The sequence below is a fragment of the Novacetimonas sp. GS1 genome (genome assembly GCF_036686925.1).
GTDB classification, from domain to species: domain Bacteria; phylum Pseudomonadota; class Alphaproteobacteria; order Acetobacterales; family Acetobacteraceae; genus Novacetimonas; species Novacetimonas hansenii.
Genome location: NZ_VSZP01000001.1, coordinates 2226432 through 2245836, shown reverse-complemented (window position 1 = coordinate 2245836; position 19405 = coordinate 2226432). Strand labels below are relative to the sequence as shown.

The 19405-nt window shown below is 54.1% G+C and carries 17 protein-coding genes; 4 read left to right on the top strand and 13 right to left on the bottom strand.

The features are described 5' to 3' along the window. Nucleotides 1–9: 9 nt before the first annotated feature. Nucleotides 10–1206 carry an MFS transporter gene (locus FYB92_RS10040; protein ID WP_081380413.1) on the bottom strand — a complete coding sequence of 399 codons (1197 nt, stop codon included), beginning with the start codon at nucleotides 1204–1206 and terminating at the stop codon, nucleotides 10–12. 679 nt (nucleotides 1207–1885) lie between these two features. On the opposite strand from FYB92_RS10040, the gene FYB92_RS10035 reads away from it, so the two are divergent. Then, nucleotides 1886–3256: an NAD-dependent succinate-semialdehyde dehydrogenase gene (locus FYB92_RS10035; protein WP_003619683.1), complete on the top strand. Its 1371-nt coding sequence runs from the start codon at nucleotides 1886–1888 to the stop codon at nucleotides 3254–3256. A gap of 191 nt (nucleotides 3257–3447) precedes the next feature. Here the strand turns inward: FYB92_RS10035 and FYB92_RS10030 are convergent, their stop codons facing one another. The 4 genes from FYB92_RS10030 to FYB92_RS10015 form a co-directional block, all read right to left on the bottom strand. Continuing rightward, a complete protein-coding gene (locus FYB92_RS10030) occupies nucleotides 3448–4839 on the bottom strand; it encodes an NAD-dependent succinate-semialdehyde dehydrogenase (RefSeq protein WP_003619685.1) in 1392 nt (463 codons plus the stop codon). 78 nt (nucleotides 4840–4917) lie between these two features. Further along, nucleotides 4918–6075 carry an iron-containing alcohol dehydrogenase gene (locus tag FYB92_RS10025; protein WP_332829004.1) on the bottom strand — a complete coding sequence of 386 codons (1158 nt, stop codon included), beginning with the start codon at nucleotides 6073–6075 and terminating at the stop codon, nucleotides 4918–4920. 85 nt (nucleotides 6076–6160) lie between these two features. Continuing rightward, complete coding sequence (locus tag FYB92_RS10020) at nucleotides 6161–6754, bottom strand: TetR/AcrR family transcriptional regulator (RefSeq protein ID WP_003619687.1); 594 nt, start codon at nucleotides 6752–6754, stop codon at nucleotides 6161–6163. A 73-nt stretch (nucleotides 6755–6827) separates the two neighbouring features. Further along, nucleotides 6828–7733, bottom strand: a complete 906-nt coding sequence (locus FYB92_RS10015) for a LysR family transcriptional regulator (RefSeq protein WP_003619689.1) — start codon at nucleotides 7731–7733, stop codon at nucleotides 6828–6830. Nucleotides 7734–7915: 182 nt separating this feature from the next. Between FYB92_RS10015 and FYB92_RS10010 the strand changes: the two genes are divergently transcribed. Further along, entirely contained in the window at nucleotides 7916–8920 is a 1005-nt protein-coding gene (locus FYB92_RS10010) for an aromatic ring-hydroxylating dioxygenase subunit alpha (RefSeq protein WP_332829003.1), read from the top strand. 14 nt (nucleotides 8921–8934) lie between these two features. Then, nucleotides 8935–9882, top strand: coding sequence for a PDR/VanB family oxidoreductase (locus FYB92_RS10005; RefSeq protein ID WP_075631641.1), 948 nt, complete (start codon nucleotides 8935–8937; stop codon nucleotides 9880–9882). Nucleotides 9883–10024: 142 nt separating this feature from the next. Here FYB92_RS10005 and FYB92_RS10000 read toward each other — a convergent pair whose 3' ends face one another. The 5 genes from FYB92_RS10000 to FYB92_RS09980 form a co-directional block, all read right to left on the bottom strand. After that, nucleotides 10025–12211 (bottom strand): pyrroloquinoline quinone-dependent dehydrogenase, encoded by a 2187-nt coding sequence (locus tag FYB92_RS10000; protein WP_003619696.1) that lies wholly within the window; start codon nucleotides 12209–12211, stop codon nucleotides 10025–10027. Nucleotides 12212–12225: 14 nt separating this feature from the next. After that, the gene (locus FYB92_RS09995) at nucleotides 12226–12612 is read right to left on the bottom strand and encodes a hypothetical protein (RefSeq protein ID WP_062808960.1); all 387 of its coding nucleotides are present in this window, start codon (nucleotides 12610–12612) and stop codon (nucleotides 12226–12228) included. Nucleotides 12613–13657: 1045 nt separating this feature from the next. Further along, complete coding sequence (gene wrbA / locus FYB92_RS09990; RefSeq protein ID WP_062808962.1) at nucleotides 13658–14254, bottom strand: NAD(P)H:quinone oxidoreductase; 597 nt, start codon at nucleotides 14252–14254, stop codon at nucleotides 13658–13660. A gap of 63 nt (nucleotides 14255–14317) precedes the next feature. Beyond that, on the bottom strand, nucleotides 14318–14671 hold the full coding sequence (locus tag FYB92_RS09985; RefSeq protein ID WP_247066532.1) for a hypothetical protein: 354 nt from the start codon (nucleotides 14669–14671) through the stop codon (nucleotides 14318–14320). 99 nt (nucleotides 14672–14770) lie between these two features. Further along, entirely contained in the window at nucleotides 14771–15001 is a 231-nt protein-coding gene (locus FYB92_RS09980; RefSeq protein WP_075631640.1) for a hypothetical protein, read from the bottom strand. 216 nt (nucleotides 15002–15217) lie between these two features. Here FYB92_RS09980 and FYB92_RS09975 point away from each other — a divergent pair, with 216 nt between their 5' ends. Beyond that, complete coding sequence (locus tag FYB92_RS09975) at nucleotides 15218–15988, top strand: SDR family oxidoreductase (protein WP_003619706.1); 771 nt, start codon at nucleotides 15218–15220, stop codon at nucleotides 15986–15988. A gap of 412 nt (nucleotides 15989–16400) precedes the next feature. Here FYB92_RS09975 and FYB92_RS09970 read toward each other — a convergent pair whose 3' ends face one another. From FYB92_RS09970 to FYB92_RS09960, 3 genes are all read right to left on the bottom strand, one after another. Further along, nucleotides 16401–17468: an L-idonate 5-dehydrogenase gene (locus FYB92_RS09970; protein WP_075624434.1), complete on the bottom strand. Its 1068-nt coding sequence runs from the start codon at nucleotides 17466–17468 to the stop codon at nucleotides 16401–16403. A gap of 131 nt (nucleotides 17469–17599) precedes the next feature. Further along, nucleotides 17600–19048 (bottom strand): short-chain fatty acyl-CoA regulator family protein, encoded by a 1449-nt coding sequence (locus FYB92_RS09965; protein ID WP_332828576.1) that lies wholly within the window; start codon nucleotides 19046–19048, stop codon nucleotides 17600–17602. Further along, nucleotides 19045–19302 carry a hypothetical protein gene (locus FYB92_RS09960; protein WP_139312486.1) on the bottom strand — a complete coding sequence of 86 codons (258 nt, stop codon included), beginning with the start codon at nucleotides 19300–19302 and terminating at the stop codon, nucleotides 19045–19047. Before FYB92_RS09960 ends, FYB92_RS09965 begins: the two co-directional genes overlap by 4 nt. Nucleotides 19303–19405 lie beyond the last annotated feature (103 nt).

The window sequence follows — 19405 nt, the reverse complement described above, 5'->3', positions numbered from 1 at the left end:
GACCGAATGTCAGTCGGGATCAGCATTCCGTGCGTCGCTGTTGCGGGGGATAAGGAAGATGGTGGTGATGAGGTCGATGATATAGATGCCAGATAGTACCTTAAGCGCAGTATCAAACGACATGTAAACCAGTAATGCCCCAAAAAACATCGGCCCAAAACCACCCAGCGCCCGACCCACGCTCCAGATCACGTTTTGTGCAGTACTGCGGGCATAGGTTGGAAACAGGTCGGTAATCAGGGCACCATATCCCCCCATCATGCCGTTAATGAAAATGCCGGATACAAATCCCCCCACCAGAAGTTCGGTTGGGGTACGCAGCATTGTATAAAGCAGGACGGTAACAATGGCCCCGACCTGATAGATCAGGAAGGTTGGTTTACGCCCGATCCGGTCGGCAATTTCGCCAAAGGCCCAGACACCAAGGATCATGCCGCATACTGAAACGGCCGTCCAGATCCCTGATACATTCAGTGTGAAGTGGTAGACTTTCATCAGATAGGACGGCACCCAGATGATAATGCCATAATATCCGAAATTCTGTACTGTACTCAGGATCAGTATGGCCAGGCTGCGTTTGGTGCTTTCCACCGTATGGAACAGCGCCTTCAGCGGGAAATGCGGTATGCCCGTTTCCTTGACTTCGGCAAAGGCCTGGGATTCAGGGACTGTGCGCCGGATCATGAACGACGCCACCGCAGGCAGGCCCCCAATGATGAACATGCCGCGCCATCCTACATAAGGCAGCAGGAAAGGGGTAAGCAGGGCAGCAAATAAAACCCCGAATTGCCAGCTCATCCCCACATAGGACGCGATCCGTGCACGTTTTTCACGTGGATAGGCCTCGGTCGCGAGCGTCATGCCCACACCAAATTCACATCCCAGCCCGATTCCAGCGCAGAAACGATAGATGAAAAGATCCTTGAACCCCACCGAGAACGCACACAGGAAGGTGAAGAAGGAAAAGACCAGTATGGAAATGCTCAGAACCCGGGCACGACCGAAATAATCCCCGGCGATTCCAAAGACCGATCCCCCCAGCGCCCCGCCAATCAGCGTCCATGTTACAAGAGATCCGCTTTGCGCGGTCGTCAGGTGCAGCGCCGTTGCAAGCGGTGTAAGAATGAACCCCAGCATCAGCAGATCGAAACCATCAAGCGCATAGCCGGACATGGCGGCGAACAGGGCACGTTTCTGGTTGGTCATGCGATACGTCCTTGGCAGGTGGAATGGTCGGCCCATCATAACTTTGTCGCAACAAAAACGTGGGTGTAACCAGACGATGGAATTCGTGCAAACACGGGGAGGGGAGGTAGATCAGGTTCGCATGTCAGCAAAGTAGATGAAAATATGTTAGATTTCATAGAAGTATAAAAATGTCGATATGATTTGTAAATAAACTGCATGCCCATAACCTATGATAATGCGCGTGTGCCTATTAATCATTGTGATGGAGGGGATATGTTGCGTATCTGCCACGTCTATCCCCCCGATCGTGGTTGTTGGCTGACGCTGCCTTCGTGCCCTGCCGGGCGCCATGATCCTGTGTGCCTGTATGATCAAGATGACAGTCCAGCATCGCATGATCCGCCATGGGCCGCAGATAGTCCCGGTAGACGGACAAGGGCCGAAGCCTATATCATATAGTGTGAAAAGGTTTGCCAACAGCGCATAACACCCTGCGTCAAAAGGACTTTTCACGCGATATTGAGCACGAAAGACTTTGTCTGGTGAGAGTGTCTATATACATTAGTATATAGACAAGCGCGGCAAATAGTCTGCCATCCGGCAAAAGCGGCTTATACACCTGACGTGATCTGCGCTTGGTTGTCAGGATGGCCTGCTATATGGCCGATAAAATATATCCGGAGGTCACGGTATAACCATGCTTTACCAGACAATAAATCCGTATACGGAAGAAATTCTCAAGACATTCGATTTACATTCGGATGCGCAGCTTGCAAATATTATCACAAATGCTGATGCAACATATACTAATATCTGGCGCAAGAAGAGCTATGCAGAGCGCAGCGCCGTTCTGCACCGGGCTGCGGAACTCATGCGGCATAATCGCGATGCGTTTGCAACCCCCATTACCGTGGAAATGGGCAAGCTGTTCCGTGAAGCCCAGGCGGAAGTGGATCTTAGCGCGGATATCCTTGATTATTATGCCGATAATGCTGAAAAATTCCTGGCTCCCGTCAACTTGCAGGTTGATGATGGCGAGGCGACGATCCTGAATCAGCCGATTGGCATCATCTTTTGTATTGAACCGTGGAATTTCCCTTATTATCAGCTTGCGCGCGTTGTCGGGCCAAACCTGATGGCGGGGAATGTGCTGATCGTGAAACATGCGCCTGGCGTGCCGCAATGTGCTGTCATGTTTGAAGACCTTCTGGCCGATGCTGGTGCACCCGCCGGGGCCTATACCAATGTCTTTATCACCAATGAGCAATCGGCAACGGTTGTGGCGGACCCGCATGTGCGTGGCGTTGCCCTGACCGGAAGCGAGCGTGCGGGCAAGGCCGTTGCCGCCGAAGCGGGTAGCGCATTGAAAAAGAACACGATGGAACTTGGCGGAAGCGATGCTTTCATCGTATTGGATGATGCAGACCTTGATATCGCGATCAAATGGGCGGTATGGGGCCGGATGAACAATACGGGGCAGTGCTGTGTCGCGGCCAAGCGTTTCATCGTTCATGAAAAGGTTGCGGACACCTTTACTGCCCGTTTCAAGGCAGAGCTTGAAAAGCTGGTGGCTGGTGATCCCATGGATGAAAAGACAACACTCGGGCCGCTTTGCAGTGAAAGTGCGTTGAAACTTGTGCTGGGGCAGATTGAAAGCGCAGTCGCGCACGGAGCCCGCATTGTTACTGGTGGCAAGCGTATCGCGCGTTCGGGCTATTTCATACAGCCCACAATCCTGGAAAACATCAACAAGGATAATCCGGCCTTTCATCAGGAATTTTTTGCACCGGTAGCCATGATTTTTCGCGTACCTGATGAACAGGCCGCAATTGATCTTGCCAATGACTCCCCCTATGGGCTTGGTGGTTCTGTCATTACGACGGATATAGAACGCGGCAGGCATGTGGCCGCCCAGATTGAAACGGGAATGGTTTTTATCAACCGTTCGACGTGGACGGCTCCGGGTCTTCCGTTCGGCGGGGTCAAGAATTCCGGTTATGGTCGTGAATTGTCCTCACTGGGTATCGAGGAATTCATTAACAAAAAACTGGTGCACACCCCGGCATAAGCGCGCATTCAACCTGTCTGTCATGGCTGTGAATGACGAAGCAATCTTGGGTAAGGTTTTTCCAAACCTTTGCAAGGTGGGGCGTTTTCAAAAGACAATATCTGGTGCCCCCCCCAAAAAAAAACTCCCGCGGCAATCACCGCGGGAGGTCCGATTTTTTGCAATGCCGACGCAATGACCGGCCATGCGCATCAGAAGGGGGCGTCAATGTCCACAATGTTGATCAGCTTGTGGTTGACAAACTCCTTGATGCCCAATCCGACGAGTTCACGTCCATAACCAGAGCGGGCGATACCGCCAAATGGCAGGTCTGCCTTGGGCACGAGGGGATGATTGATGAACACCATGCCGGTACGGATGGCGTGGGCCACCCGTGTTCCACGGGCTTCGTCACGGGTAAAGACCGATCCGCCCAGCCCGTAAGGAGAGTCATTGGCGATGCGGATGGCATCGGCATCGTCCTTTGCCCGGTAAATCTGGGTGACGGGACCAAAGAATTCCCAATGACGGGCGGCATTCTTTTCATCAAGGTTCGACATGAGCAGCGGTTGGAAAAATGCGCCCTTTTCAGGCACCGGTGCCCCGATGACTTCGACCTTTGCACCGTGATCCATCGCCCGCGTCACCTGATCGCGCAGGTCATCTGCTGCGGCCTGAGAGGACAGGGGCGCAAGCGTGGTGGCAGGGTCCATCGGGTCGCCCGCCTTCAGGGCTGCAACGCCTTCCTTGTAAAGTGCAAGGAACTGGTCATAAATTGCGTCGGCCACGATCAGGCGTTTGGCTGAAACGCAGACCTGTCCAGCGTTCCAGTGACGACCGATAACGGCCCAGTGGGCGGCCTTTTCCACGTCGGCATCGTCAAGCACCACAAAGGCGTCTGCCCCGCCGAGTTCCATGGTCGCCTTCTTCAGTGCCTTGCCCGCAATCCCTGCGATGACTGTGCCTGCACCTTCTGACCCCGTCAGGGCAACACCGCATACGCGTGGATCGTTCAGGATCATGGCGGTATGGGGACGTGCCGCGTACAGGTTGCGGAACAGGCCCTTGGGCAGGCCGGCTTCGACCATCAGCGTGTCGAATGCCGCCGCACACTGCGGCAGGTTGGACGCATGCTTGAGCAGGACGGCATTCCCGGCCGAAAGCTGCGGCGCAATGATACGCACGACCTGATAGAAGGGAAAGTTCCACGGCTCGATCGCCAGCACAATGCCCAGCGGTTCATGGACCAGGACGGCCTTGCCTTCGGCGGGATCGGCAACGGGCAGTATCTCGGGCTTCAGCAGTTCTTCGGCATATTTTGCATAATATTCAAAGATTTCCGCCGAAAGGATGACTTCCTTCTTGGCCTCTTCAAACAGCTTGCCCATCTCCAGCGTGCCAAGGCGGGCATATTTGTCAATGTCGCGACGCAGGATGGCGGCGGCAGCGTTCATGACCTTTGCGCGTTCGGCAAATGAGGTGTTGCGCCAGGATTCAAATGCGGCATGTGCTTCCGACAGGGCGGCCTGCACTTCGGCATCTGTGGCGTCGGGGAAGGTCGCGACGACCTCGTTGGTATAGGGATTGGTTGTTGCGTAAGCCATTTTCAGTCCTCGTATCTGTCAATTCGTTGCGTCCGGCATGTGATGCCGGACTGTATCCCGATGGTCCCTGCCAACAGGTCAGGCGGCGGCTTCGAGTATCCGACGGCTGACGTCAAGGGTAATATCGCCGTTTTCACCCAGATGGGTCATGCCGTGGTCCTCCAACTGCTGCACCAGGTCGGTAATGCCTTGCGCACCGATGTCATAGGCGGACAGGCGGGTCGGCACACCAAGGTTTTTAAAGAATTCCTCCGTCTTGCGGATAACCGCATTGATCCGCTCATCTTCCGTTCCATCGGTCAGGTTCCATACCCGTACTGCATACTGAAGCAGTTTGGCACGCTTTTCCTCGCGACGCACCTTCAGCAGGGCAGGAAATACCATGGCCAGCGTCCGGGCGTGGTCAATGTGGTATTTTGCCGTGATTTCGTGCCCGATCATATGCGTGCTCCAGTCATGTGGCACCCCTGCGCCGATCAGGCCATTAAGCGCCAGTGTCGCCACCCACATGAGGTTGGAGCGCAGGTCATAATCATCGGGTGCCGCCATGATACGTGGCCCGATTTCCACAAGGCTGGAGAGCAGCCCTTCGGAAAAGCGATCCTGCGCCATTCCGTCCACAGGATAGGTCATGTACTGTTCCATCACATGGACGAAAGAGTCCACAACACCGTTGATAACCTGCTTCATCGGCAGGCTCATGGTGCGTGTCGGGTCAAGCACGGAAAAGCGTGGGTAGACCAGGGGATTGGAAAACAGGAGCTTATCCCCAGTGGACTGCCGTGAAATCACGCTCATGCAGTTCATTTCAGACCCCGTGGCAGGCAGGGTGACCACCGTGCCCAGTGGCAGGGCCTTGGTCGCGGCTGTGCCTTTGCTGGTCAGGATGTCCCATGCCTCACCTTCATATGGGACAGCGGCAGCGACGAACTTGGTCCCATCCATGACAGAGCCCCCACCCACGGCAAGCAGGAAGTCGAGCCCTTCTTCACGCACCATGGTTACGGCCTTCATCAGGGTTTCATAGGTGGGATTGGCCTCGATGCCACCGAATTCCCGAAAGGTCCGGCCACCGAGGGCGGCGCGTACCTCGGCAAGCGTCCCGCTGCGCTCGGCGCTTGAACCGCCATACAGGACGAGGACACGGGCCTGGGGTGACAACTGATCATCCAGACGGCCAATCATGCCTTTGCCGAACAGGACACGTGTTGGGTTATAGAATTCGAAATTCTGCATCATGCACCTATTAGACCGGTCGTATTTAGTAGATCGGTCATCTATTAAAATCCTGTTGCAGGACCTTTTGCCCCATGCACCAGGATCAGATTTCCAGAAGTCGCCTGCTGGCCTGCCACGCATGGTCAAAAGGCGGGGAACTGTGTGTGATCTTGACCATCAGCGTTGATCCCAGCCAAAGCTGGTACAACGATGACGCCAGCATTCCGGCAGGTTGCGTGCTGCCGATGGAGCCTTCTTCCTGCCCGATGGCGATGACCGTGCTGATCCGCTCGATAACGGTGGCAGTACCAATTTCAAGGATGGCACGCATACGTTCGGACAGGTCAGACACTTCTGCCGCCAGTTTTACAATCAGGCATTTGTTCCCGACCTGTCCGTCGATATGGGTATCACGCCAGAACTGACAGTATCGGGTAATCCGCTGTGCGGCATTGCCGTCGCGGTTCCTGAGGATATCGTCTATCCTGATCAGGTATTCTTCCACATAGGTCCGCAGGAGTTCTTCGCCAAAGGCTTCCTTTGATTCAAAGTAATGATAAAATGACCCTTTGGGAATGTCCGCGACATCAAGGATCTGCGCCAGGCCGACGGCCGAGAAACCACGCTGGCCGATCAGTGGTTTTGCTGCCTGCAATATGTGCTGCCGGGCAGCGCGATGTTTCTCTGCGATCTTCATGTCAGCTTATATAAAAGAGGATATATCCCCTGTCCACTAAAAATTAGACCAGTCGTCTTTTTTGTGGGCGGGTTCAGATCGCATGCCGGGCCATGATATCCCCCATGAGAGTGCCGACCAGATGTGTAAGACGTGAGAGCTGCCGGGTGCGGTCATGTACCAGGGCCAGCGTCAGGTGCGGCATGTCGGTGCCGACAAGCGGTACAAAGGCCAGATCCCCGCGTGCCACTTCGGACATCACGTCAAGGGAACTCAGAAAACAGATCCCGATACCTGTGGTGACAAGGGAAATGATCATCTGCACATTGTTTGCCCGGGCGGCCACAGCCGGAACGATCCGGCCTGCCTCCATAAGACATGTGAACATGGCGGCCAGTGCCAGCGGCTGTTCCGGCGCAATCATGGGATAGGTTGCGCATTGCGCCAGTGTGACGGCGCCATGTCGTGCCAGTGCGTGATCGGGCCGACAGGCAAAGCCAAGGGGAAAGGACATGCGTCGGATTATGACAAGGTCGCGTGTTTCTTCAGGGTCCAGCACAAGGGCGAGATCCCCTTCGCCAGACAGCAGGGTCGGACAGATCTGTCTGTTGTCGCGGATGTTCATGTCCAGAATCACGCCTGGATGGCTGTGTTTCATGCGGTTAACCAGTTCGGGCAGGAAGGTGCGTGACAGCGCCTCTGGCGCCAGCAGGTCAACCTGTCCACGCCGTATGCCCTTCAGGTCATCTATCTGGCGGTTGAGGTCGTCAAGATCCTTTCCCCATCGTCTGGCGCATCCGTACAGCAGCTCTCCTGCCGCCGTCAGGCGCATGCCGCTGGGCAGGCGTTCAAAAAGTGGCGTCTGGAGCTGTTTTTCCCCCAACAGGATATGCCGGTTGATGGCGGAGCCGGCGATGCGGAGTTCTTCTGCCGCCTTACGTATGGATTTATGGCGCGCAACCGCCAGGAAATAGACAAGGAAGCGGGAGAACGGTTGCATGTGTGCTTATTTTGAGAATGGGAAATGATCAATTATGATATATCCGAGATCACATTGGTTGTGAAATGATCTTTCTCCAGATCCGCTGGACACAGTCCGGCGACCCTTCAGGAGGACCCGCCGTGACCACGACCACCCGCCCATGCCCGCCCAACAGCCCTGCCAATATCCTGCCACGGAACATGACGTTCGATGTGGATGACTGGAATATCCTTGCCAGATGCTGGTATCCGGTGGCCCTTGTGCGGGATCTGGGGGCGCAGCCGCTGTCCATGACATTGCTGGATGCCCCACTGGTTATCTATCGTGCGGGGGAAGGTGATATTGTGATTGCCGATGACCTGTGTCCCCATCGGGGCGTTCCACTCAGCATGGGGAAAGGGGATGGCCAGACGGTGGCGTGCGCGTATCATGGTTTCCGTTTTGGTGCGCAGGGGCGGTGTGTAAGGGTGCCGGCGCACCCCGACAGTGCCATTCCGTCGAAGCTGAACCTGCGTACCTATCCTGTGGCCGAACGTTATGGTCTGATCTGGACATGCCTGCGGCCGGAAGGCGAAGTGCCGGAAATCCCGCCCATGCCACACTGGGACGATCCTTCCTATCAGCAGATCAACTGTCCTTGGATCGATATCGCCGGTTTTGCCGGACGGCAGGTCGAGGGGTTTATTGACGTGGCCCATTTTGCCTTTGTCCATACCGATACGTTTGCCGACCCGGAAAATTCGGTCGTGCCCCCATACAGGACAAGGCTGACCCCTGACGGGTTTGAGGCGGAATACCGTAGCAACGTGGGGAATTACCCCATTGGCGTGACCGACAGGGGACGACCGGGTTTTGAATGGTTACGGCATTTCCGGGTCCATGTACCATTTACCGCAACATTGGAAATCCATTTCCCCGATAATGGGCGCCTTGTAATCATGAATGCGGCATCCCCTGTATCTGCGCGCAAGACGCGGATGTTTGCACCGATGTGTCGTAATTTCGACAAGGAATTGCCGCTGCAGGATGTCTACGATTTCAACCTGAGGGTTTTCGAAGAAGATCGTGCCCTGGTGGAGGCGCAGAGGCCCGAGAACCTGCCGCTTGATGTCACGCTGGAGGCCCATGTGATGGCGGACCGCAGTTCTATTGCCTATCGCCGTGCCCTGCGCACGATGGGGCTAAGCCAGTTTTTCACGGCGTGAAGGTAGCTGTGGCGATGTCTTCCCTGTTTCCTGTCCTTGTTGAAAGTGTCACGTTAGAAGGGGCCAGGTGCGTGCGCCTGCGTCTGGTGGCGCGCGCGGATGATGAAAACCTGCCAGGGTTTGAGCCTGGGGCGCATGTGGATATCATGACGCCGTCTGGCCTGATCCGGCAATATTCGCTGTGTGGTTCAGCGGATGATACTTCTGCTTATGAAGTGTGTATCAAGCATGACAATGCCACATCACGTGGTGGGTCAGCATCATTATGCACCCAAGTCAGCCCCGGCATGGAATTGCAGATATCCAGCCCGCGCAATGCGTTCACGTTGCCTGAGGCACGACGATATTCGCTTGTGGCGGGTGGGATCGGCATTACGCCGCTATTGCCGATGCTGCTGCGCCTTCAGCGTAACAATGCAGAATGGGAATTGCACTATTACACACGGGAACCGGAACAGGCCCCGTTTGCAGATATGCTCCGCAACAGTTCGTATCAGGAACATGTCCATTTCAGACGAAGCCTGCGGGAGGGATATCCCGATTGCCTGAACATACCTTCACCCGATACGGCAATCATGCTGTGTGGGCCAGATGGGTTCATGAATGCCGTTTCTTCTCATGCTGTTGCTGCGGGCTGGCGCGCAGAGCAGATCCATACTGAATATTTCCGTCCCGCAGAGTCCTCCCATAGCCTTATGGACCAGCCATTTGAGGTTGTGTTGGCCCGATCCGGGCAAACCATCCGGGTCCAGGCAGGACAGAGTATCGCATCCGCCCTGCTGGCTGCGGGGATAGAAATCGATCTGGCATGTGAGCAGGGCATGTGTGGTGCATGTATCGTCCCGCTTCTGGCCGGGGTGGGCGATCATCGTGACGTGGTGCTGACACAAGAAGAGCAGGGTGGTCACATTGCCCTATGCTGTTCACGTAGTCGCACCCCTTCGTTGACTCTTGATCTGTGAGCGCACGAGCCTGTCCGACAGAGTGTAGATTTCAAAAACATTCTTATAATATATATCTTTTATAAATTATATATTCCTGTCGTAAAAAAACGGGACCGCATTGTGCGGTCCCGTTTCGCTGTGTCTGCAAGAGACCAGACGATCAGTTCGTATTATCCAGTGCATAGACCACGAGGTCATCCGTCACCGGTGTCATCATGAAGTGGTGTCCACCCGCCATGATGGCAACATACTGCTTGCCTTTATATTCATACGTCATGGGTGTGGCCTGCCCACCACCGGGCAAGACGTCATTCCACACTTCCTTACCTGTATGGATATCAAAGGCATGGATCATGTTGTCGGTTGTTGCCGCAACAAAGATCAGGCCACCGGCTGTGATGACCGGTCCACCATTGTTGGGCGTCCCGATATTCAGCGGCAGGTGCGTCGGCAGGCCAAATGGTCCGTTGGCACGCGCACTGCCCAACGGGCGCTGCCACAGTACTTTTTGGGTGTGCATGTCGATGGCTGTAATCATGCCATAGGGCGGCCGATTACACATCATGCCGGTATATTCATCCCAGAAGGGTGAAACCACGATACCATACGGGGTTTCGGCCATGGCGCCTGCGCCCTCTGCCCCACCGCCACCGGGTTTATAGTTGGGGTCATCCACCGGCATCAGGCCCAACTTATCGGCCTTCTTGCGGCTGACCAACTGGTCATACATCGGTGTATTGTTCCAGTTGGCGATCAGGATTCCGCTCTTTTCGTCATATGCCACACTGCCCCAGTCGGATCCCCCATTATAGCCTGGATATTCCAGCCACGGCTTATCGATGCTTGGCGGCGTGAATTCACCCACATAATGGGCACGACGGTATTTCAGGCGGCAGTAAAGCTGATCAATGGGGGACATACCCCACATATCGGTTTCCTTGAGCGGGGCGAAGCCAAGGCGTGGCATCCCCACCGACCAGGGCTGTGTGGGGGCACGCGTATCATCCGGGACCATGCCAGGAGAGGGCGCAGGGCGTTCTTCCACCGGCAGCACCGGATCACCTGTACGGCGGTCGAGTACAAAGGTCTGTCCGCGCTTGGTGGGCATAATCAATGCCGGGACCGTGGAGCCGTCAGGTCTGGTGAAATCCATCAGTGTGGGCTGCGACCCGATGTCGTAGTCCCATACGTCCTTATGCACAGTCTGGAACACCCAGCGTGGCTCGCCCGTTTTGACATCGATCGCGACAACGGCGGAGGAAACCTTGTTTTCCTCCGGGCTGCGCATGGCGCTGTAATAATCGGCCGCCGAATTTCCGGTGGGCACATAAACCAGCCCCAGTGCATTGTCGCCGATCATGGCTGCCCACGAATTGGGGGTGCCACGACTGTAATGTTCGCCTTCCTTTGGTTCTCCATGTTCATGCGGGCGATTGACATCCCATGCCCACAGGAAGCGCCCGGTTTCGGCATCATATCCACGGATCACCCCAGAGGGGGCCCAGCGGCGCTGACCGTCAAGAATTTCCTGATTGGTGATGATCGCACCGTTGACGATGGGCGGCGGCGCAGTTTCAGCCACGAAACCGGGCACCGACTCACCCATGCCTTTCATCAGGTTGACCATGCCGTGCCAGCCAAACCCTTCACACACTTTGCCATCCTCGCTATCTACCTCGATCAGGCGTTCATCCAGCGTGGCTTCTAGGATACGGTGATGGCAATGCTCGCCTTCGGGCACGGTCGAGGACGTGTAGTACACAACTGCTTTGCATGCCGCCGTATAGGGAATGCTTTCATATTTCTCGTTGGCATGGAAGTGCCAGATTTCCTTGCCTGTGGCCGGGTCGATGCGCATCATGTCATTCAGTGCGGAACACATGTACAGCCCGTCTCCCACCTTGATGGGGGTGGTTTCGGCGGCCCATTTGTTCACCTGCCCCGGACCAGGCTTGCTGCCGGTGTGATAGATGAAGGCACGCTTCAGATGGCCGATATTTTGTGGCGTGATCTGGTTAAGCGGGGAAAAACGGGTCGCCCTGTCATCACGGCCATAGCCGGGCCAGTCATCATGCGCCGGATTTGCCGTGACCTGTTCCACCATCGGGGTGGCTTCGCTGGGCTCGGCAGGTGGTCCGTCTGGAATGTTTGCGGCATTGACGCCCGGCCCCTGCGGCGCGTTGGGGGATGGTGCGGAAAATGCATCAGCCAAGGGGGCTGGTTCCGTGGGCGGGACCGTGGCGTTGTCCTTGCCGGGTGGCTGCTCGGCAGGGGGAACCTGCGCCAGGGCGACCGTACAGGACATGCCTGCGATGATTGTGGCGCCCAGCAGAAAGGAACGCAGCATCGGGGGGGTAGACATCATGCAATCTCCCGCACGTTAAGGGTACGCGCGTTCTGTATACGACGCAGGACTGGCAGGCTTAGCAATACGCCAATAGCCAGCAGGGTGGGGCCGAATACACGCGGCAACAGGCCCCAGCCGTCAAAACCGACTTCCCACAATGCCCACAGCCATGTGAACGCGACCGCCGCGAGGTAAAGCATACCCCCAGCAACCCGGCCCATGGCCATGAGAATGCCTGCCACCGTTACGGCAAGGCCAACAATGATGTAGTACCAAGACCCACCAAGGAACGCGAGTTCCGCACCCATATAAACAAGTGGCAGGCCCAGTAAGGTGATAATGATCGCAAGCCCAAGCGTCGCCCATCCACCGGCGGTTTGGGGGACTGTGAAAGCGGACATGATGGATGTTCCTCCAGTATTGGTGATGCGGAGGCTAATCCCACCTTTACTGAACGTGAAAAAACGAAGTCGTGAAAATGGTCACGAGTTTATGAGTATTGTTACTGCGTGAACTGTATTCCGCCAAAAAACCACGTATTTCATTCCATTTTTAACAGACAGACCTGCGGTTTTCGCACGGTTCCAAGATTGTTATTATTTTTTTATCTATGGAAGGAACTATTTTGAATTCAGAATAATATAGGAGACGTTAACCTTTTGGTCTTGGTCGGTATCATAAAGACCAATTAGTCTATTCCCTGACGGGGGTCACAGGAAATCAATAACCTGTAGTCTATTTTTTCCTGTCATCGCATTGTCGGCTGCCACAGTCCATGCAGGGACAGTATATTCATTCCCCGATCTGGAAAAATAAAAATTATTTTGTATATTTTATTTATACATTGTGAAATTTAAAATAAATATGTATATTATAAATAAAAATGGAAGAAATTTCTGGTATATGTCATCAGGTAATGATGGGTGATATATAACCATAATATCACAAGACCGTTTCATGGATGGCTGTGAAACTACGAATCATTTTCTAAAATATAATAAATATGGGTATGATATCGCCCGACAGTAAGAAAAATAAAGTTTTCTCAAAGTCGCTCTATCAAAGATAGGCGGTTCTTTTGAAACTTCACTCGGGAGTTTTCTGCGTCATTATCATTCACCCAACCAGGTTTGCATCTGAACTGGCGATTTCCTGCTGGATAATACCAACAGTTTGGTGGGGGGCGTGCAGAAACCGAAGCAAGCGGTGGTGTGCAATCATACATGATTGCAATCACGCGTAAGGCATGGATTTTTCTGGAATCCACGGCTTGCAACGGTCTGTTTTCAGGTCGATCAGGAACATTATTCCCGCACTGATCCGTGCCCTTATGACCTTGTATGTAGTCAATGTGTTTGAGTCAGCAGCATGGCTACATGAAAACTCTTGTGCAGGAAAGGCGCCAACCCTCTGGCCCATTATCTGGGCAAGAGGGCGTCCTGTCCTTTATGCAAGCTTTTTTGTGATTTCAGCGACATGCTGGCCAAGGAATGTTGCACCGTCACGTTCATTCGCACTTGGCTGCCGGGAGCCGTCGCCTGCGGCAATCGTTGTGGCGCCATAAGGAGAACCGCCGGTCACTTCATCAAGCTTGAGCTGGCCTTGGAAACTGTAGGGAAGGCCAGTAATAATCATGCCATGGTGGATCAGGTTCGACATCAGCGAATAAAGAGTGGTTTCCTGCCCACCATGCTGGGACGCGGTGGAGGTGAATACCGCACCTACCTTGCCGATCAGGGCCCCACGCAACCACAGACCACCGGTCTGGTCCCAAAAATTGGCCATCTGTGCCGGCAGGCGACCAAAGCGGGTGGGCGCACCGAGGATGATCGCGTCGTAATCCGCCAGTTCATCAATTGTCGCGATGGGGGCATCCTGTTCAACCTTGAAATGATGCGCACTGGCTACCTCTGGCGGAACAAGTTCAGGAACCCGCTTTACATTGGCTTCCAACCCTGCAGAGCGGACACCGTCTGCCACTGCATTGGCCATTGTTTCAATGTGACCATAGGATGAATAATAAAGCACAAGAACTTTGGGCATGGTTGAGACCTCTTGAGGATAGCATATGAACAGGATTTGCAGGCAACGTGCAAAGCCCCCCGATCATATATCCTTGCTTGCATCAGAACAGGCTAAATCCGGAAATGATGTGTTTCCATAAATTATTCCATTCCTTATTGAAGAATGACATGTAAATTCTATACCAGTTTTTGGAATGATTTTTACAGGCATTAAAAAATCGTGGTTGTTAAAAATCAATATAAAATAAAGATATTCATCAAAAAATTTTATGTTTTTGACAGCGGTATTTCCAAACGACCTTTTAGCCTCCAACCATAAACTACTTGGCAAAAGTTTTGTTTGCCCGGTTCCGCTGGGCAGTGCACTTATGCGTAAGAAAAGCGAGTAGAGTTTGCACGGCAGGGAATCGCCCGTGGCATGTGGGGAATACGGCATGAACGATCCCCGCTGTTGGGCTCCAGTCGGGCAGAACTGGTGCCAGATGCCAGGTCTCTATATCGCGTCAGATCATCATGATGGGAAACTGCACAATTCCTACCCCAGCAGGGCGGCTTCACGCAGGATGGTCATGTCATCCGTGCCAACCAGGGAAGGGGAATGGTGGCGGTCTGTCACGGCAGCTTTTCCAATAGCAATGAATGCATTCCCCGGATCGGTTTGAAAATCGAGAGAGGGGTATCCGTTCAGGTCTGCGGTGGCAAGAAGACCATAGTACCTGTGCCGGGTTGCGACAGGGCATTGTATGCTGGTGTCAAGCGTGTGCATCACAAGATAAGGGAATGCCTGTGGGGGAGGGGACAGTACACGGTATGGTAGATTTTTTGAAAAAGATCTATTTGAATGAAAGTGGATCGAAAAAACTTTCCCCAGGATAGCTGCCATGCAGGACAAAATCCGGTGCCACGCGCATAGACGTGTGCAGCACAGGACCGATAATCCTGTTAGGGTAGTGAGACCTTAATAATGAAAGCAGGAATTACCATGCGGGATAATACGCTTTTCTCACTTGCGGGCAAACGGGCGCTTGTTACCGGCGCTTCGCGTGGTATCGGGCTGGCACTGGCCCGGGGGCTTGGGCAATACGGTGCGAAAATCGTGTTGAATGGTCGCACGCGTGAACCGTTGGAGGCAGCGCGCATGGTGTTGGATGGGGACGGGATTGAGGCTGTTACAGCCCGGTTCGATGTGACGGACCAAGATGCCGTCATCGCCGGTGTTGAGGCGATCGAACGTGATCATGGTCCCATTGATATCCTGATCAATAATGCTGGAATCCAGCGTCGCGCACCGCTGGAACAGTTCAGCCGTAAGGATTGGGATGCGCTGATTGCGACCAATCTCAATGCGGTCTTTTTCGTAGGGCAGGCCGTGGCGCAACATATGTTGCCGCGCAAGCAGGGTAAGATCGTCAATATCTGCTCAGTCCAAAGTGAACTCGCACGTCCTGGGATCGCGCCGTATACGGCAACCAAGGGGGCGGTAAAGAACCTGACAAAGGGAATGGCCACAGATTGGGCGCGGCACGGGTTGCAGGTCAATGGGCTGGCGCCTGGGTATTTTCAGACGGAAATGAATGAAAATCTTGTTGCTGATAAGGATTTTACGAAATGGTTATGTCAGCGTACCCCTGCGGGGCGGTGGGGACGGGTGGATGAACTTGTCGGGGCGGCAGTGTTTCTCTCCTCAGAGGCATCAAGTTTCGTAAATGGACATATTCTGATGGTCGACGGTGGTCTTACGTCATCAGTATGAGGTAAATAATTAGTATAAAATTGTAGGTATTTTATAAATATTCACGAAATATCGTATTTTTATGAATTCAAGGATTGCGGCATTCAAAGAGATTTCAAACCTATCGGACATAAGGGGATGTTTGAAAACAAACCTTTTATAAAAAATAGAAAAATATTTCTGGAGTTGCCTTTTGATCGAAAAAGGGGGGGATTTCGAAGATTTTTGAAAAAGACTCACCAAAAACTTTTATTATCTCAAGATTTTATCGGACTTATCTTTTCAAACAGTCTCTAAGCGTATCCGTTGGGGTCAAGCGGCTTTGAACGCCAAAATGAGCTTGACCACAACGGATACTTTAAGATTCTTCAATATTTTCCTGGTTGGATATTCTTTGAATTCTCTGCGCCTGATCGTAATCAAAGCAGGAAATTTACTCGTCTTGCAGTGAAAGTAATATTTTTGCAGCCTGCCTGCGATCCGGGGCAAGGGCAAAAGCTGAGGAAAAATCACTTAACGGGAATTTCTGCGTCACGAGGATATCGGCAATTTCCGGTTTTTCGGATAGCAGGGCAAGGGCAGCATCGAATTCCACATCAAATCGAAAGGTGCCACGGACATCTATTTCCCTGTTGATAATCAGGGCCATCGGCGCTGCAATATCACCCGGCGGGAACATACCAACCTGCACCAGTATGCCGCCGCGCCGTGTGTGGGTAATCGCATGTGACAGGGCTGCCGGCACGCCAGTAGCTTCGAACAGGATGTCGAATTCGTCTCTAACCTCGACATTGCTGGTATTGTAACATGCATTGGCCCCAAGCAGTCGCGCGCGTTGCAGGGGAAAATCCACCAGATCGGTGACGACAATATGTCCGGCCCCATGATGGGCAAGGGCGGCCACCAGCAGCAGCCCAATCGGTCCGGCCCCCTGTACCATTACGGTGCGTCCCCTGACGTCACCCGCGCGCGCAACCGCATGTAACGCGACGGACAGCGGTTCCGCAAGGCAGGCACGGCATGTATCCAGTCCTGGTGGCAGGTGACGCAGTTGCGTTGCCGCCAGCACCATCGTGCGACGAAAGCCGCCATCGGTGTGGGGATCACGCGCTGCACTCCCCAGAAAACGTGTGTTGCGGCACAGGTTGCGTCGCCTCGCCATGCATTCGGGACAGGTGCCACAGGGACGGGCGGGATGAATCGCCACCGCATCGCCTGGCGCAAATCCTCTGACCTCGCTTCCTATACGCGCAATAATGCCGCTGACCTCATGTCCCAGAACCATGGGGCCGTGTAATACCGATGCCCCCACGCCGCCATGGGCAAGGTAATGCAGGTCAGAACCGCATATGCCACCCCATGCCATGTCCACCCAGACCTCATCGGGTGCGGGTTGGGGCAGAGGAACCGGCTCCAGCCTCAGGTCATGTGCGGCATGAATGACCAGTGATTCGGTCATGCTGGGGAAGGTTTTGTTGTCGTCGAAAGGATACATGTCCATGACATCGCCCGCATTTGACAAAATGCAGCATACTGATAGCATATTTACACCATCAGGTGCATGACGCACGCGCCGCGTGCCATGAACGCAGCCATGCAGGCAGGTTTCCATCATGCTCCATCACAGGTTGCCTATAATGCCGTGCGATATGGTGCGATGCCACGTCCTTCGTTATCGACATCAACACGATGACCCATCATCGGCAGGGCACGATGGTGGCAGTGTTCGCGGGTGCATGCGCGACAGCCAGGACCAATGGGAATGATCATGCGCGGATCTTTCAGGTCCAGCCCCGCAGAATAGACGATCTGGGGCGCATCGGTGATGGAGCAGCCAAGGACCACAGCCGTCAGGCGTGGCCGGTCAAGATAAGAGATGCTGTTGCGCCCGACCGTCCGCGCGATATTGAGATAGACCGCGCCGTCGGTCGTCTGGGATAGCTGGACCTGCACCTGCTGGGGGGTGCTGAAGGCGCGGAAAATGTTCCATAACGGACACGGACCGCCAAAGCGGGACTGTGTAAAGCGGTTCGCGCTGAAACTTTTGAGAATGTTTCCCGCGATATCCGTCTTCAGGAAATAAAAGGGGATTCCCTCATGCCCTGGGCGTTGCATGGTGCTCAGCCGGTGGCAGGCCTGCTCGAAACTGACACCGAAATGGCGTTGCAGCAGTTCCAGGTCATGGCGCACTTCATGTGCCGTAACACGAAACCGCTCATAAGGCAGAAGCAATGCGCCCGCGAAATAGTTGGTAAGGTACACGCGTGCCAATCCCCGCGCCTCACTTTCCTTCAGGCGTGAACGGCGGACTACGCGTGCGAACAGGCTTTGATGTTCGATCTGGCCCAATGCCTGTGCCATCCAGAACGTGCTACTTTCCGAAGGGGCAAGGCGTGATAGGAACAGGATGCGCTGGCGACGGTCGATGTGCCACATCAGGCCCTTCTGGCTCAGGTTGAGGTCGATTTCGGTACGGATGCCATGGCGGTCAAGCAGGTAGCGGGCAAGCTGCTCACCAGGACTGCCTTCATCAAGGCGCATCATCTCGAATTGCTGTTCCGCACAGCGATCAATCTCGTCAAAATAGTTACGTTGCGCCTGAACCCAGTCATTCACGGCTTCATAAGGTTCAACCCGATCGGGGCCGTCATGCTGCATTGCGCGTAATGATGCAGATCCTCCCCCGATCAGCGCCGCTTCGGCATGTTCTTGCCGCAGGAGATAGGCGCGATAAAGCCGCACGAACTGCGCACACAGGTCTGGGGCCACACGCATGGCGGCGTGAATACTGTCAAGCCGTATGGCATCCATGTCAAATACGGGATCAGCCAGAATTTCCCGCACGGCCTGTATACCGCGGGTTTCTTCGGTATCACTGAAATAATCCGCACCAACGGAGAAGAGAGTGCATAGCGCGCCAAGCAATGTAATGGGAAGCGGTCGTGTATCATGTTCAATCTGGTTCAGGTAACTGGCGGAAATACCCAGTCGCTGCGCCAGTGCGCTTTGTGTCATTCCGACGCGGTGTCGCTGATGACGGATACGTGATCCGGTAAAGGTTTTGGTGGCGGCTTTTTTCATCTTCGCAATCTTTGCAATTCGCGGCGCGGCATTCGCCCCTTTAAACGGCAAAACATCTTTCGTCCACAATCAGGATTTGCCAAAGTCTGGGTAACAAAAAAAACAAGAGCAGAAAACATGAAGCGCCATGACGGAACAAAAACAATTATAAAATAAACATGTTCCGCAAAACATAACGTGCGGATTGTGCTTTCTGGCACGGCCTGCCGGACATGAAACATCGTTTGTGCAATGTCCGGCAGGCTGCATGCCATACTGCATCCCTGCTTTTGCCTGTTGTGATGCACTTCGTACGCAATCTTTCCCGCCGGTCTATTCGTCGCGGTTTCCTGGGCGGTGGATGCGGGCGCAACCCGA